Origin of the sequence: Nocardia sp. NPDC050435, assembly GCF_040655395.1 — a bacterium.
Taxonomy (GTDB): domain Bacteria; phylum Actinomycetota; class Actinomycetes; order Mycobacteriales; family Mycobacteriaceae; genus Nocardia.
This window is the reverse complement of record NZ_JBFAJW010000008.1, coordinates 300,592-316,458: the sequence shown is the minus strand read 5'-3', so window position 1 is coordinate 316,458 and position 15,867 is coordinate 300,592. Positions and strand designations below refer to the sequence as shown.

At 70.3% G+C, this 15,867-nt stretch carries 13 protein-coding genes; 9 read left to right on the top strand and 4 right to left on the bottom strand.

What is annotated here, in order from left to right; translation table 11 throughout:
• Positions 1–31: 31 nt before the first annotated feature.
• Positions 32–922 (bottom strand): alpha/beta fold hydrolase, encoded by an 891-nt coding sequence (locus tag AB0I43_RS25220; protein ID WP_356974302.1) that lies wholly within the window; start codon positions 920–922, stop codon positions 32–34.
• Positions 923–985: 63 nt separating this feature from the next.
• Here AB0I43_RS25220 and AB0I43_RS25215 point away from each other — a divergent pair, with 63 nt between their 5' ends.
• The 4 genes from AB0I43_RS25215 to AB0I43_RS25200 all read left to right on the top strand — a co-directional run bounded on the left by AB0I43_RS25215 (position 986) and on the right by AB0I43_RS25200 (position 6,012).
• Entirely contained in the window at positions 986–3,217 is a 2,232-nt protein-coding gene (locus AB0I43_RS25215; protein ID WP_356974303.1) for an AfsR/SARP family transcriptional regulator, read from the top strand.
• Between the two features lie 82 nt (positions 3,218–3,299).
• Entirely contained in the window at positions 3,300–4,064 is a 765-nt protein-coding gene (locus AB0I43_RS25210) for a siderophore-interacting protein (RefSeq protein ID WP_356974304.1), read from the top strand.
• Positions 4,065–4,170: 106 nt separating this feature from the next.
• Entirely contained in the window at positions 4,171–5,583 is a 1,413-nt protein-coding gene (locus AB0I43_RS25205; protein WP_356974305.1) for an amino acid permease, read from the top strand.
• Between the two features lie 12 nt (positions 5,584–5,595).
• On the top strand, positions 5,596–6,012 hold the full coding sequence (locus tag AB0I43_RS25200) for a nuclear transport factor 2 family protein (RefSeq protein ID WP_356974306.1): 417 nt from the start codon (positions 5,596–5,598) through the stop codon (positions 6,010–6,012).
• 10 nt (positions 6,013–6,022) lie between these two features.
• Here the strand turns inward: AB0I43_RS25200 and AB0I43_RS25195 are convergent, their stop codons facing one another.
• Positions 6,023–7,408, bottom strand: coding sequence for a hypothetical protein (locus AB0I43_RS25195; RefSeq protein ID WP_356974307.1), 1,386 nt, complete (start codon positions 7,406–7,408; stop codon positions 6,023–6,025).
• Positions 7,409–7,569: 161 nt separating this feature from the next.
• Between AB0I43_RS25195 and AB0I43_RS25190 the strand changes: the two genes are divergently transcribed.
• From AB0I43_RS25190 to AB0I43_RS25170, 5 genes are all read left to right on the top strand, one after another.
• A complete protein-coding gene (locus AB0I43_RS25190) occupies positions 7,570–9,123 on the top strand; it encodes an alpha/beta hydrolase (protein WP_356974308.1) in 1,554 nt (517 codons plus the stop codon).
• Between the two features lie 394 nt (positions 9,124–9,517).
• Positions 9,518–9,889, top strand: coding sequence for a hypothetical protein (locus AB0I43_RS25185; protein ID WP_356974309.1), 372 nt, complete (start codon positions 9,518–9,520; stop codon positions 9,887–9,889).
• The gene (locus AB0I43_RS25180; protein ID WP_356974310.1) at positions 9,870–10,388 is read left to right on the top strand and encodes a DUF6879 family protein; all 519 of its coding nucleotides are present in this window, start codon (positions 9,870–9,872) and stop codon (positions 10,386–10,388) included. The genes AB0I43_RS25185 and AB0I43_RS25180 overlap by 20 nt, the downstream gene beginning before the upstream one ends.
• Positions 10,385–11,233: a helix-turn-helix transcriptional regulator gene (locus AB0I43_RS25175; protein ID WP_356974311.1), complete on the top strand. Its 849-nt coding sequence runs from the start codon at positions 10,385–10,387 to the stop codon at positions 11,231–11,233. The genes AB0I43_RS25180 and AB0I43_RS25175 overlap by 4 nt, the downstream gene beginning before the upstream one ends.
• Before the next feature lie 92 nt (positions 11,234–11,325).
• Positions 11,326–11,934, top strand: coding sequence for an HAD hydrolase-like protein (locus AB0I43_RS25170; RefSeq protein ID WP_356974312.1), 609 nt, complete (start codon positions 11,326–11,328; stop codon positions 11,932–11,934).
• Positions 11,935–11,956: 22 nt separating this feature from the next.
• Here AB0I43_RS25170 and AB0I43_RS25165 read toward each other — a convergent pair whose 3' ends face one another.
• On the bottom strand, positions 11,957–14,374 hold the full coding sequence (locus AB0I43_RS25165) for a polyprenyl synthetase family protein (RefSeq protein WP_357432683.1): 2,418 nt from the start codon (positions 14,372–14,374) through the stop codon (positions 11,957–11,959).
• Complete coding sequence (locus AB0I43_RS25160; RefSeq protein WP_356974314.1) at positions 14,358–15,794, bottom strand: family 2B encapsulin nanocompartment shell protein; 1,437 nt, start codon at positions 15,792–15,794, stop codon at positions 14,358–14,360. Before AB0I43_RS25160 ends, AB0I43_RS25165 begins: the two co-directional genes overlap by 17 nt.
• Between the last annotated feature and the right edge of the window lie 73 nt (positions 15,795–15,867).

The following is a 15,867-nucleotide window of genomic DNA, read 5'->3' as shown; positions in this document are numbered from 1 at the left end:
GATTCGACCGTAGCACGTTCTTGAACAATCATTACAAATCTCGATGGCCGCGCCGGCCGAGGTCTCGCAGCGCCGCCGCCACCTCCTGCGGGCGTTCCTCGGCCATGAAGTGGCCCGCCGCCACCGTCCGGTGTTCGAGGTCCGGGGCCCACGCCGACCACAGGCCGGCGGCGTCGAACCCGAGCGCCGCGCCCCAATCCTGTTGCAGGACGGTGACCGGCATGGCCAGCCGGGCGCCCGCGGCGCGGTCGGCTCGATCGTGCTCGAGGTCGATGCCCGCCGACGCGCGGAAGTCGGCGACGATCGACGGGACGGCGGCGCGGGAGGCCGCCAGATACTCGGCCCGCACGTCGGCGGGAATCGCCGCCGGGTCGCCGCCCCACTGATCGAGAAAGTAGGCGAAAAAGGCGTCGGCGCTACCGGCGATCAGCTGCTCCGGCAGACCGGGCGGCTGGGCCATCAGGTAGAGGTGGAAACCCACCGCGGCGTCGACGCCGCGCATGACCTCCCACATGTCCCAGGTGGGCAGCACGTCCAGGCTGGCCAGGTGGGTGATCGCGGCCGGATGGTCCAGGCCCGCGCGGATGGCGACCAGCGCACCGCGGTCGTGGCCGGCCAGGGCGAACCGATCGTGGCCGAAAGCCTGTGCGAGAGCGACGATGTCGGCGGCCATCGTGCGTTTGGCGTAGGTCTCGGGGCCCGCCTGCGGCTTGTCGCTGGCGCCGTAGCCGCGCAGGTCGGGAACCAGGACGGTGTGGTCGGCGGCCAGGTCGGCGGCGACGTGCCGCCACATCAGATGGGTCTGCGGGAAGCCGTGCAGCAGCACGATCGGGCTGCCCGAGCCGCCGACGGCCACGGCGAGCTCGACGTCCTCGGCGACCGGGACGCGGTGGTAGTCGAAATCGGGAATCGTGACGGACATGGATCTCCTCGGGTCGTGACGGGCGAATCGGGACCCACCCTGCGTCCGCTCGATGAGTAACCGATGAACGCGCACTACATTGGCCGGATGCGCTTCGAGGTGCTGGGACCGGTGACCGCGCACGACGACGCGGGCGACGCCGTGGCGCTGGGCGGCCCCCGGCACCGCGCGGTGCTGGCGCGACTGCTGGTGGCGCGCGGGCACGTGGTGCCGGTCGGGCGGCTGGTCGACGATCTGTGGGAGGAGCCGCCCGCCGACGCGGTCGGGGCGATCCGGACCTTCGTCGCGGGGCTGCGGCGGGCCCTGGAGCCCGATCGGCCGCCGCGCACGCCCGCGCGACTGCTGGTCACCGAGGGGCCCGGCTACGCGGTGCGAGCCGACCGCGCGGCGGTCGACGCGTGGCGTTTCGACGAGGCGCTCGGCCGGGCCGCGAATCTCCCTGCGGCAGCGGCACTTCCGGTGCTGACCGAGGCGCTGGACTGGTGGCGCGGCCCCGCCTACGCCGACTTCGCCGACGCGGACTGGGCGCGGGCCGAACGCTCCCGCCTCACCGAGCAGCGGCTGCTGGCCGTGGAGCGGCGCGCCGCGGCGCAGCTGGATCTGGGCGCGGCCGCCGCGGCGGTGCCCGACCTCGACGCGCATGTCGCCGAGCACCCGTGGCGCGAGGAGGCCTGGCTGCTGCTGGCCACCGCGCTCTACCGCGCCGGCCGCCAGGCCGACGCGCTCGCGGTGGTGCAGCGGGCGCGGCGGATGCTGGCCGAGCACCTCGGCATCGATCCCGGGCCGCGCCTGCGCCGTCTCGAACTCGACCTGCTCCGCCAAGCCGACCACCTCGACCCGGCCGATCCCGCCACCCAGGTCTGGGAGCAGGCCCGGGCCGCCTACGACCGCACCGTGACCGGCCGCGCCCGGACCAGGCTGGAGTCCACCGCCGCCCTCATGCGCGACCTCGCCGTCACCGGCGCCGGTGGCCTCGAGGCCGCCCGCACCCACCACCTCGCGGCCGTCGCCGCGGCCACCGAGCTGGGCGACCCGGAGCTCACCGCCCGCGTCATCGGCATCTACGACGTCCCCGCGATCTGGACCCGCTCCGACGATCCCGCCCAGGCGGCCCGGCTCGTCGCGACCGCCGAACAAACCCTGCTCCGCTTGCCCGCGCACAACGACGCCGCCCGCGCCCGCCTCCTGGCCACCATCGCCGTCGAGTCCCGCGGCCTCCTCCCCACCGGCTCCTCGCCGACCGAGCCCACGGCATCGAAGCCGGAAAGCGCCTACGACACCGGAAAGGAGCTTCCGAGCGAAAAAGCGCAGATCGCACCACAACCCGGCGGCTCGGACTTCACGCCGCAACCGGCCGACCACGCCGCCAGGCACGCACCGGCGAACGCGGAAAACAGCAATCCGCGGCCCGGCGATGCGAGTGGGCCGGAATCGCCGAACGCGGCGGAAATCAGGCCGGCCGATGACGCGAGCGGGGCCGGGTGGCGGCCGTTGCGGGCGGCTCGGGAGGCCGAGGAGATCGCGCGGCGGCTGCGGGATCCAGGGTTGCTGGCGTTCGCGTTGAACGGGGTGTTCATGCAGAGTTTCGAGCGGGCGGGGCTGGCGGGGCGGCGGGAGCGGGTGGGGCGGGAGATCTTGGCGGTGGCGGAGCGGAATCAGCTGACCACCTATGCGGTGCTGGGGCATCTGGTCTGCTTGCAGGCGCGGTGCGGGCTGGGTGAGCGGGAGGACGCCGATCGGCATGCCGAAGCCGTCGATGTGCTTGCGGCGCGGCACGATCTGCCGTTGGTCGCGGTGTTCACGCAGTGGTACCGGGCGTTGCGGGCGGCTGAGACGACGGATGCGGAGACGGCGGTGGCCGGATACCGGCGGGCCGCGGTGCCGCTGGCGGAGGCGGGGATGCCCGGATTGCAGCGGGGCCTGCTGCCGTTGGCCGAGCTGATTGTGTCGCTGCGCCATCGGGATTCGGAACGGATCGCCGCGATGGAGGCGGATTGGGGGCCGTACGCCCAGTGGGTTCGGCCCACCCTGCTGGTGGCGCGGGGCGAGGTGGAGCAAGCCCGAACAGCCCTGCGGCACATCGAGTTTCCCCCGCGCGATCTGTTGTTCGAACTGCTGTGGGCGGTACTCGCACAGGCGGCGATCGCGGTGGACGACGTCGCTCTCATGCGGGAGGCGCAGCGACAGCTCTCCCCCGCGCACGCGGAGACGACCGCGCAGAGCGGATTGCTCGAGGTCGGTGCGGTGCGCGACCATCTCGCGGAGCTGACCGCCGCACTGGCGGGGCGGGAGTGACTTCCGTCATATCAGGCGTATGTCGACGAGCTATCGGTCTATGAGTAGCCTACTTAGGTAACCCTAATACGGAGGTAATCTTTTGGCCCGCCCCCGCACCACACTCACCGTCCAGAACACGATCCGGATCACCGATCACATGATCCGGGTGCAGCTCGGCGGACCCGGCTTCGCCGCGTTCCAGCCCAACGACTTCACCGACGCCTACGTGAAACTGGCCTTCCCCGGCCCCGACGGCGAGGTGCTGCGCACCTACACCGTGCGCTCGATCGACCCCGCGGCGCAAGAGCTCGCCATCGATTTCGTCTACCACGGCGACGAGGGCGTGGCCGGTCCGTGGGCCGCCGCCGCGCAGCCCGGCGACACGATCGAACTCATGGGCCCGGGCGGCGCGTACGCCCCGCGCCCGGATGCCGACTGGCACCTGCTCGCCGGCGACGACTCCGCGCTGCCGGCCATCGCCGCCGCCTGCGCCGCCCTGCCCGCCGACGCCGTCGGCTACGTCTTCCTCGAGGTCGGCGGCCCGGCGGACGAACTCGCGCTCGAGGCGCCCGAGGGCGTGCGGGTGACCTGGCTGCACCGCGGCGAGAGCGCCCCCGGCGAGCAGCTCGCGGCCGCGGTTCGCGTCGCACCCTGGCGCGAGGGTCAGGTGCAGGTCTTCATCCACGGCGAGGCCCGCGCCGTCATGCACGAGCTGCGCCCCTACATCCGCAAGGAACGCGGCGTCACCGCCGAGTGGGCGTCCTCGATCTCGGGGTACTGGCGGGTGGGCCGCACCGAAGAGGGCTTCCGGCAATGGAAGTCCGCGCTCGCCGAGACCGAAAAGGCGGCGCAGCGGGCCGGCTGAGCGGTTCGACACTCTCGCTAACGTCCGGTTATCGTTTCCGGCGCGGCATCGACCAGAATGACTGGTCGGTTCTCTTCGAACCGCAGTCCGCCCGCGAGAGGAATCGATGACCACCGCACACGATCGGCGCTGGCGCCGTCGCACCCCCGACGACGTCGTCTCGACCGGGGGCGGCGCGCTCAAGCGCAGCCTGAGCCGGCTCGATCTGACCGCGATGGGCGTGGGCACGATCGTCGGCGCGGGGATCTTCGTGATCACCGGCGTGGCCGCCGCCGAGAAGGCCGGGCCCGCGATCGTGGTGTCGTTCCTGCTGGCCGGGTTGGTCTGCGTGCTGGTGGCACTGTGCTATAGCGAACTCGCGGCAATGGTTCCGGTGTCGGGCAGCGCCTACACCTACACCTACGCGACGCTGGGCGAGGGTCCCGCGTTCCTGGTCGGCTGGAATCTGCTGCTGGAGTTCGTCATCGCCGGTTCGGCGGTCGCGATCGGCTGGTCCGGCACCACGGTGTCGGCGCTGGACTCGCTGTTCGGCATCACACTGCCGCAGGCCATCACCGCCGCGCCCGCCGAGGGCGGCGTGGTGAATCTGCCCGCCGTCCTGATCATCGCGGCGATCGTCGCGGTGCTGGTCGGCGAGGTGACGCTGACCGCGAAGATCACCAAGCTGCTGGTGGGCGTGACCATCGGCGTGCTCGTGCTCGTCGTCGCGGTGGGCGCGCCGCACATCGATCCCGGCAACTGGGTTCCGTTCGCGCCGTTCGGCTGGAGCGGCATCGTCGGCGGCGCGGCCATCGCCTTCTTCGCCTTCCTCGGGTTCGACGTGGTGGCCGCCTCGGCCGAGGAGGCGCGCGATCCCAAGAAGGACGTGCCGTTCGCGATCATCGGCACGGTGCTCCTCGCGACCGTGCTCTACGCACTGGTCAGCGCGGTGCTGACCGGTGTAGCGCCGTTCGCGTCGCTGAACAACAGCGCACCCATCGCCACCGCCTTCGGCGCGTTGAGCATCGGCTGGATCGGCAACGTCATCGTGGTCGCCTCGATCATCGCGCTGACCAAGGGCGTGCTGCTGATCGTCTACGCGCAGGTGCGCCTGGCCTTCGCCATGTGCCGGGACGGGCTGCTGCCCCGCCGCCTGGCCGCTACCAGCGCGCACGCGACCCCGGTGCGGCTCACCCTGCTGCTCGGCGCGGGCAGCGCCGCCATCGCCGGGCTGGTACCGATCGACATCGTGGTGGAGCTGGTGAACATCGGCGCCCTGTCCGCGTTCGCGGTGGTCTGCGCGGGCGTGCTGGTGCTGCGCCGGCTGGAACCCGACCGCGAACGCCCGTTCCGGACGCCGCTGGTGCCGCTGCTGCCGATCCTCGCGCTGCTCGGCTGTGCGCTCATGGCGCTCACGCTCGACGGCCTGACCTGGGTGCGTTTCGCGGTGTGGGTGGCGATCGGGCTGGCGGTGTATTTCGGCTACAGCCGCCGCAATTCGGTGCTGGCCACGTCGGCGCGCGATGTCGGCCGGGTGTGACACACTGCGGCAATGTCCGATGACGAAAAGCAGATCCGGCTCCTGATCGAACGGTGGGCGGCCGCCGTGCACGCCGGTGACCTGCCGACCGTGCTGGCCGATCACGCGCCCGACATCGTGATGTTCGACGTGCCGCCGCCGCACGAGGGCGTGCGCGGCATCGACGCCTACCGCGACGTGTGGCCCGGCTTCTTCGACTGGCAGGCCGCCGGTGGCACCTTCGACATCGTCTCGCTGGACATCGTGGCCGGCGCGGAGGTGGCCTTCGCCTACGCGCTGCTGCTGTGCGGCACGGCGGCCGAGTTCGCCGCCGATCCGGCCAAGCGGCTGCGTCTCACCCTCGGTCTGCGCAAGCAGGACGGGCGCTGGACGGTGCTGCACGAGCATCATTCGTTCGCCGACGAGAGCGCGGAACCCGAATCCGCCTGATCGGCGGGGCTCAGCGGGTGTAGCGGTGTTTAACCCCGGCCGGGAAGTAGTCGGGGTCACCCGCGGGTCGCAGTTCCACGTGCGGCGATTGCCGTTCCGCGGGAACGTAAGCGGCGTATTCACTGTTGTGATCGAGCAGCGCGGCGCGGATCGCGGCGGCGACCAGCCCCGTGCGCTCGGCCGTGTTGGCGGCCTCGGGCGCGAGTTCGACGGTGATGCGCAGCAAGCGGTTCCGGTCGGCGTCCTCCCAGGCTTCCAGCACGAACTTGCCGGTCACCCACTCGCAGATCGCGGGCTGCTCCAGGCCGAGGGCGACGGTTTCGGGAAAGACGTTCGCGCCGAACACCGAGACCGCGTGCAGGGAACGCCCGAACACGAAGACGAACGGCAGGTCCGGGCCCGGCCCCGGGTCGAAGCCGTGTGCCCGGCACAGCGCGAGCAGTTCGGCGTGCGCCAGGACGCCGCCGTCGTCGGCGAGGTGGTAGCGGATCAGCGGCACCCCGCCGTCGGCGGTGAACACCAGGGTGCCCTCGACGGTCTCGAAGTAGCGGTCGGCGGGATCGTATTGCAGCAGGGTGGGCAGCCGCTGCCCGCCGAACACCTGCGCGGCCAGCGCGGGCCGGGCCGCGAGGAACCGCCGGATCGCCACGCTCAGCGGCGTCTCGTTGCCGAGCACGCCGGCGTCGGCCGTGCCGTAGAGCGCGGCCACGTCGCGGGCCGGGTCCAGGCCCGCGCGCACGCCGAGCAGGTCGCGCCACTGCTCGCTGAACACCTCGCCAGCGCACACCAGCTTCACCGCGTAGCGCGACCACGGCAGCCCCGCGCGCAGGCCGGTGTCGATCACGTCCTTGAGGAACGGCGGGTACCCGAACAGCACGATCTGGTCGAAGTGCTCCCCCAATTCCGGGAGCACGCGCAGGATCTCGGCCTTGTTGTTGCCGGGCGCCACGATGGTCAACGGCAGCCGCCCGGACAGCGCGCGCAGGCAGCCCAGGGTGAACACGCCGCCCACCCAGGTGCCGAGCGGGAAGCACACCACCGCGAGGGTGCGCCGCGTGGCGGCGCCGAAGCCTTCGGTCAGGACCTGGTCGAAGCGCCGGGTCGCGGCGGCTTCGTCGCCGATCGCGCGCGGCCAGAAGGTGGGCGTGCCGGTGGAACCCGAGGACACCGCGATCATGTCGCAGCCGCTCAGATCGCCGTCGCGGCAGCGCTCGGGCAGCGGAAAACGCTGGTGATAATTGGCTTTGGTGACCAGCGGCAAGGTCGCGAACGCGGCCGCGTCGGTGATTCGGGCGGCGTCCACCCCGTGGTCGCCGAGGAATTTCTGGTAAGCGGGCACGGTGGCGGCGGTGCGCTGGAACAGCGCCAGCGGGGCCGCGAGAGGATCGGAGGGCATCCGGCGGGGGCCTTTCTGCGCGACGATCTCTCAAAACTACCGGCGCGCACCGGAGCTCGCGTCCGAACTGCAACCGTGCGGTGCGCCGTCGTGCCGCAAAATAGAGCGTGCGGCAGGCGCGGACGAACAGAGCAGGGGGCAGGGTGAGACGCCGTTTCGCTATGGCGGGCACGATCATGACACTGGCGCTGACGGCGGGGTGCGCGAGCCTCACCACCGTGCCCGGCCATCCGGTGGCGGCCCCGCCGCCGTTGCCGACCGTGGCCGATTATCACACCCAGCGCGTGCAATGGGCGCCGTGCGCCGACCAGCCCGAGGCCGACTGCGGCGACATCCGGATCCCGGTCGACTACGCGAATCCCGGAGCGCAGGCCATCACGATGCCCCTGGTCCGGCTGCGCGCCACCAATCCGGAGTCCCGGCTGGGCGTGCTCACCATGAATCCGGGCGGGCCCGGTGAATCCGGCTACCAGCAGATCCTGGACGCCCTCGACCCGGACGACACCGGGCTGCGCAAATTCCGCGTCCGCTACGACCTGGTCGGGTTCGACCCGCGCGGCGTCGGGCGCACCGCGGCCGTGCGCTGCCTCGACGATCGGGCCACCGACGCCTACTACGCCACCGACTTCACCCCCAGCACGCCCGACCAGCTCGCGAAAGTCGCCGCCGCGCACCGCGGTTACGCGGCGGCCTGCCTGCGCAACACCGGCCGGCTGCTCGGTTTCGTCGGCACCGAGTTCGTCGCCAAGGACATGGACGTCATGCGCGCGGCCCTGGGCGAGGCGAAGCTGAACTATCTCGGCTTCTCCTACGGCTCGCGCCTCGGCCTGTATTACGCCGAGGAGTTCCCGGACCGGGTTGGGCGGATGCTGCTGGATTCGGTGGACGATCCTAGTTCGAGCACCGACCGCTGGGAGTTCGAGGAGTCGACCCGGACTCCGGTGTCGGCCCGGCTCGCGCCACGCGACCAGGTCGTCTACGACATGCTCGGCGTCTGCACGGCCCGTTCGGACTGCCCGCTCGGCCACGACCAGGCCGCCGCCATGACCGCCCTGCGCGCGCTCATCGACAAGGTCGACGCCGACCCCATTCCGGTCGACGACGGACGGCGGCTCGGCTCCAACCTGGCGCTGCTCGGCCTGTTCGAAACCACCTACGACAGCAGCTATCAGAAGCGGTTCGAACAGGCGATCGTCGCCGCGCAACGCGGGAACGGCACCGCGCTGGCCGCGCTCGCCGATCGCTACGTGGGCCGGGAGAACGGCCGGTTCTCCAGCGCGGACCCGGCGTTCTGGGCGATCCAGTGCGCCAACGACGATCCGGCCGACTACCGCTCGAAATCCGAGGACCAGATCATGGCGGCGCTGAGCCGGGTGGCCGAGGGTTACTCGCGATCCGGCCCGCTGTTCGGCGCGAACCGCGTGTTCAGCACGCCGCTGTGCCTGTTCTGGCCGGTGCCACCGACCCGCGCCTCGGCCGGGGTGCGCGCCGCGGGCGCGCCGACCATCGTGCTGGTCAACAACACCGAGGATCCGGCGACACCCCTGGAAGACGCGGAGCACGTGGCGGAGACGCTGGCCGACGCCGTGCTCGTCGTGAACGAGCACGCGGGTCACATCGCCTTCGACAACGGGTCCGAATGCGTGGACGGGATCGTGCTCGGTTTCCTCTTCGACGGGCAGGTGCCCGCGCGGGGCACCCGCTGCCGCACGTGATCCCGCATGGTGGGGCGGCACCGAAGGCGGCTACGACCATAGTGACTCGCACGGCAGTGGCGGCATGTCCGCGCGGACGGCATCGTCTATCAGCACCGGAACGCCGAGCCATTCACCGACGTCCTTCGCGAATCGAATCGCTGCTCGCCTCGCTGCGCAGTAGTCGAGTACGTGGGGGCCGAATCTGATGCGTACGTGGCACTGTTCGTCTTGCACGCCAAGCCCTTTCGCGGAGTGGCACTGAGCCGGGTGAACGACCGAACGTCGAGCTCACCCGGCCCATTGCCGATGACGCTAAGAACCTGATCGCGACAATCTGAACGATATTTCTCCGAATTTCTCGCCGGTACGATTTCCGTTGACTGGTTTCTCCTGGTGTCCGACGATCGACTACATGGAAGAAATCACACGAAACATCCGAAGTGAAGACACACCGCTGGTCTTGACGTTCCTCGGGAAGAATACGCAGAACGGCGGGAGCCCAACGGTCTTCGCCACGAACCGGGACACGTACGTCATCCAGAGCTGGAAGGTGGAAGGCCGGCCCGACCAAGTAGAGATCCCGCACCGGCTACTCGCCCACACCCGCCCGGGGACCAGCGTGGGTGCGGCATTGGAGGACACCGGACGCGGCACGTTCATCCTGACGGGTACTCCGGTGACGAACGTCGCCGCGCTGGCCCAGATGAACACCCCGGACCACGAGACCAGCATCGAGGTTCCCGTAGGACAGGAGAGGTGGATTCATGCGGCTTCTGCAAGGTGAGGAGATCGACAACCTGCTCCGATCGTGCGAGCACAGCGCCTATCACCTCGAAGTGCTCGACACCTATGAGACGCCCGAGGAAGCCGAACCATTCCGCAAGTTCATGAGCGGCGAGCCCGACGACTACGCGTGGGGCGAGGATTGGTGGAATCTGATCCGAGAGGTCACGGAGACGGGCCGAGTTGTTCGACGTGCCCGGGTCGTCACCCACCCACACACCGACTACACGCGGTGGGGCCTGGTCGTGTCGAATCAGAACATCGCTGTCGGCGAGGAAATCCGGTACCTGCCCCGTCACCTCATCGACCCGTCCGAACTGACCACGGACGACTTCTGGCTGCTCGACGACCGGACGCTCGCCTTCACCGTCTTCGAGCCGTCAGGGCGATACCTCGGATGGGGCATCAGCCACGACCCGGTCATGGTCGACCACGCGCGGGCGGTGTGGAATCGAGTGTGGGACAAGGCCGTTCCGCACGGCGAATACGTCAAGGCGTGACCACTACCGCGAAAGTGGCTCGCGAGGCGTTCGGTGAGCGCCTGCGCAACCTGCGTAAGGATGCGGGGCTGACCGGTAGACAACTGTCCGAGCTTGCCGGTTGGCCCCCGTCCAAGGTCTCGAAGATCGAGTACGGCAGGCAGGTGCCGACCGATGACGACGTGCGCGTGTGGTGCATCCACACCCGCGGCGCCGATCACGTACCCGACCTCCTCGCGAATCTGCGCAACGTCGAAACCGCGTACCGCGAATGGCGTCGGATGCGCCTGCCACACAGGCAGAAACTGTCGATCGCGGCCGAGGCCAGGACAAACCTCATGCGCTGGTACGAACCCGTGCTCGTGCCAGGCCTGTTGCAGACGCCGCCCTACGCTGAAGCCTTACTGCGGACCGTCCTCGAATTCTGCGACGAACCGGCGAACGAGATAGACGCCGGCCTGGCCGCCCGCCTCGAACGCCAGCAAGTCCTGTACCGGGGTAATCACCGCTTCTACTTCATCATCGCGGAGCAGGTTCTCCGCACCCGCGTCGGCACCGCGGAGGTGATGCTCGAGCAGATGGACCGTTTGCTCACGGCGATGTCCCTGCCTCGCGTCGTGCTGGGCATCGTCCCTTCGGCGCACGACTACACCGCGCCCACGAACAACTTCGTCATGTTCGACACCCGCATGGTGCAGGTCGAGACCATCTCCGCTGAGCTGACCATCACCCAGCCCAGCGAACTCGCCTTGTACGAGAGGGCTTTTCATCGGCTCAAGGATCAAGCCGTTCACGGGCAGGATGCGCGCGCCCTGATCGTCGGGGCCATGGCTGCCCTCCGGCCTGATCATGACGCACAAACATAGGTCCCGAGCGCAGCCGAGTACTGCTCATTCGTCGGTACGCTGTGGCGCCGACCACCGGCCGGCCTTCGCACTCGCTCATCTAGGGTGGCCGGGTGACCTGGACTGCCGGATTCGACCTCGATATGACCCTGATCAATTCGCAGCCGGGTGTGGCCAAGGCGATCGACACACTGGCCGACGAGTATGGCCTGGTGCTGTCCGGGGAGAAGATCGCCGCGCGGCTCGGGCCGCCGCTGCCGATGCTGCTGGCCGATGCGGGGGCGCCCGCCGAGTTGATTCCGGAGCTGGTGACGCGGTATCGCGAGCTCTACCCCACGATTGTGCCGCTGGTGCCGGCGATGCCCGGTGCGGACGCGGCGCTGGCGGCGGTGCGGGAGCGTGGCGGCCGGATTCTGGTCGTCACCGGGAAGCACCAGCCGCTCGCGCGGTTGCATCTCGACGAATTGGGTTGGCAGGTGGACGATCTCGTCGGTGATCTGTGGTCGGCGGGTAAGGCCGGTGCGCTGCGGGCGCACGGCGCGTCGCTCTACGTCGGCGATCATATCGGCGACATGGAGGGTGCGGTGGCCGCCGAGGTGACCGCCGTGGGCGTCAGCACCGGGCCGTGCTCGGCCGCGGACTTGCGCGCGGCCGGCGCGGAGGTCGTCCTGCGTGATCTCACCGAGTTCCCGGATTGGCTCGCCGGGCACTCGGGGAGCTGAGAATCCCTGCGGCGGTGCGGGTTCAGGGGCCGAGTAGCCGCCGGGCCATCCCTGTCCCGAGTCCGGTGGGTCCCGCCAAGCGGCGCAGGACCGGGGCAGCCGCCGACGCGACAGGCTCGGGGATCGCGGTGTGCGCGAGCGATTCCGGTGTCGGCACGGGCAGGACCGATCCAGGCGGCACCAACCGTGCGGCCGGCTCCGGGATCGACGCGGCCATAGCCGATCCAGGCGACACCGACCGCGCGACCGATTCCGGGATCGATGCGGCCACGACCGGTCCAGGCGGCACGAACTGCGCCGGGATCGACGCGGCCACAACCGAACCAGGCGGCACCAACCGCCCGACCGATTCCGGAATCGACGCGGCTACAACCGATCCAGGCGGCACCAACCGCGCGACCGATTCCGGAATCGATGTGGCCACGACCGGTCCTGGCGGTGCGACCGGCTCCGGGTGCGACGCCGGTGGTGGTCCGTAGCGGGCGGTGTGGGCGAACCATTCCTGCCAGCCCGGTTCCCAGTCGCGCAGAGCCTCGACGTAGGCGAGTACGTTCGCGGTGTCGGCCGGGCTGAGGGCGTATTCGGTGATCATCGCCGGGATGTCGATGGCGGCGAGTTGCTCGAATCGGTCGCGGCGGGAGCGGGCCAGGTCGCGGGTCATGGTGACGGCCTGGTCCGGGTCGCAGCCGAGGGAATTGCGGAGTACGGCGATCATGTTGGCGGGTTCGGGGGCGGTCGCGATTTCGCGTTCGTAGGAATGCAGGTCGTTGGTCAGGATGCTGGCGTCGTTGACGCTGTCGAGCAGCGCACGCAGGGTGGGAGCGTGCGCGACCGCCTCGGGAAGCGCCAGGCCTCTCGCGTATTCGATCAGGCCCGAGACGCACGGAGCGCCGTTGGTGGCGCGCTTCAGTTCCAGGTATTCGATCGGATTGCCGACGTGCCGGTGCGCGAGTTCCTCGAGATTTCCGGCCAGGCAGCGTTCGACGTGCTCGCGGGTGCGCCGCCGCCAGTCGCGCGGCATGCCCGGCGCGGTGCGCGACCACAGGTCGGCCAGTCCGCGTTCGAAGGGCGTGGTGGGCAGGGGTGAACCCTGGCTGGGGTCGAGGGGCATGAATCGGGCGAGTCGCGCCACCTGGGTTCGGATCGGCACGCCCGGCTCGTAGGTTCCCGCGAAGTGATCGTCGACGTAGAACAGCCAGGTGTTCCAGTCGGTGATCGTCGCGATCTCGGCGGCGGGCGCGGACGGGAACATCGCGCACGAGAGCAGGGCGTAGTCCTCCCGTTCGAACTGCCGCTCGGACCACGACGTGAACAGGGACATGTCCCGGGCCCAGGCCGTGGCGTGGGCGCGGGTGGCGTTCAGGTGCGGGTTGAGCCGGGCGGACTGCGAGCCTCCGGGGCTCACCGCCGATGCGGAAACCGTTGCGGCGGTGGGCCCTACGCTCAATTGCCGGGCCAGGGCCGTCAGGTGCGCCGCGGCCGCCGGCTCGGGGTTGGCGGCGTGCAAGCAGGCCAGCGCCGAGTCGAGCGCACGCGCCACCTCCTGGTGCGCCCAGGCGCGCGCCCCGGCCCGCTCGATCAGGTCGGCGCAGGTGCGCACCGCGTCGTCGTCCAACGGCCCTTCACCGCAATACAATTCGGCCAGTCGCGCCGCGGCCGCGTTGCCCGCGCCGAGCGCGGCCACCACCGGCAGCGTCTTCTTGCGGGCGCGCAGATCCGACATCGCGGCCTTCCCGGTGACGGCCGGATCGCCCCAGATGCCGTGCAGATCGTCGACCAGCTGGAAGACCAGGCCGAGGTGTTCGCCGAACTGCCGCAACTGCCAGACCCGGTGCGGCGACGCGCCCGCGGACATCGCACCGAGTTCGCACGCCGCTGCGAACAGCGCACCGGTCTTGTCGGCGGCCATCGTCAGGCATTCGGCCAGCGGCACGTCCGCCCGGCGCTCGAAGGACAGGTCGGCGGCCTGGCCGTCGTCGAGGCGCAGCAGCGCCTCGTCCAGGCGGCGCACGCCGTCGGTGGCCAGCGGCGCGCCGTCGGCCGCCAGCGCCTCGGTGGCCAGCGTGCTCAACGCGTCGCCGGCGAGGATCGCGGCGGGCACGCCGAACACGGCCCAGGCGGTGGGCCGGTGCCGGCGCAGCCGGTCCCCGTCCATGATGTCGTCGTGCAGCAGCGAGAAGTTGTGCGCCAGTTCCACCGCGAGCGCGGCGTTGGTGGCGCGCTCGGCGGTGCCGCCGACCGCCTCGGCCGCGAGCATGGCCAGGACCGGCCGCAGCGCCTTGCCGCTGGGCTCGTCCGCGGGATTGCCGTGCTCGTCCCACCAGCCGAAGTGGTAGCCGATGACGCGGCGCAGCGCGGAGCGCATCCGATCCGCCGACGCGCGCAGGCCCGGGTCGATCAGCCGGCGAGCCCGCGCGAACGGATCAGGCCCGGTGGCCATCGACGCTCCCGAGCTGCACGTTCTCCAGCACGCCCAGCGCGTCCGGAACCAGCACGGCCAGCGAGTAATAGCAGGTGACCAGGTAGTTCACGATCGCCTGCTCGTTGATGCTCATGAACCGCACGCTCAGGCCGGGCTCGCGTTCGTCGACCAGGCCGGTCTTGCGCAGGCCGATGACGCCCTGCTCGGCTTCGCCGGTGCGCATCACCAGGATCGAGGTGGTCCGCCGGTCGCTGATCGGGATCTTCCAGCAGGGGTAGATGGGCACGCCGCGCCAGGCCGAGACCCGGCCGCCGAGCACGTGCACCGTCTCCGGGGAGATGCCCTGCCGGGTGCACTCGTCGCGGAACGCGGCGATCGCCTCCGGGTGCGCGAGGATGAAACCGGGGTTCTTCCAGACCGTGTTGAGCAGCTGATCCATGTCGTGCGGGGTGGGCGGACCGCTGCGGGTGTAGATGCGCTGACCGAAGTCGGCGTTGTGCAGCAGGCCGAATTCGCGGTTGTTGACCAGCTCGTACTCCTGGCGCTCGCGCACCGCCTCGATGGTCAGTCGCAGCTGCTGTTCGAGCTGGTCGATCGGTTCGTTGTAGAGGTCGGAGATGCGGGTGTGCACGCGCAGGATGGTCTGGGCGATGCTCAGCTCGTATTCGCGGGGCTGCAACTCGTAGTCGACGAAGGTGCCCGCCAGCGCCGGTTCGCCCCGGTGACCGGAGACGACCTCCACCTCGGCCTCGCCGTGCAGGTTCTGTGCCTTGCCCGCGGTGGCCCGGTGGTGGTCCAGGTGCTCGCGCAGGGTCGGCGACTGGTCAAGCAGCTCCTGAAAAGCGCTCTTGGGCAACGACATCACGGTGCAGGCGGTGGTGGCTTTGACCGAGTAGTCCCACGTGCCGGCGGGGCCGAACAGGCCCTCGTCGCCGAAGTAGTCGCCGTCGGCGATGATCTCCAGCGTCGATTCCTGCCCGTACTCGCCCTCGCTGAGTTTGGCGAGCCGCCCGTGCACGAGCAGATGCAGCTCCTGGGCCTCGGCGCCCGCCGTCACCAGCACCTCCCCCGGCTCGTACTCGTGCTGGGTGAACCGGGCGGCCAGCGCGTCCAGCACGTCGGTATCGGCGAAGGCCCGCAACCAGGGCAGTTCGGTCAGCTCGGCCGGAATCACCTCGACCCGATCGCCGGTGGTGTGGAAGTCCAGCCGCCCGTCGCCCAGGGTGTAGTTCATGCGCCGGTTCACCCGGTACGCGCCGCCGCGGGCCTCGACCCAGGGCAGCAATTCCAGCAGCCACCGGGGCGTGATGCTCTGCATCTGCGGTACGGATTTGGTCGTCGCGGCCAGTTTGCGGGCGGCGGCGGTACTGAGGCTGAGTTGCCCGGCACCGTTGTGCCCGTTGGTTTCCGGGCTCACATCTGTAGAGGATTCACGCATGGCTCGACCACCTTCGATATAGGTGACGCGGGGAAGTGCGCTTGCCGTAGGAGAACTCGCTTCACGAGGATAA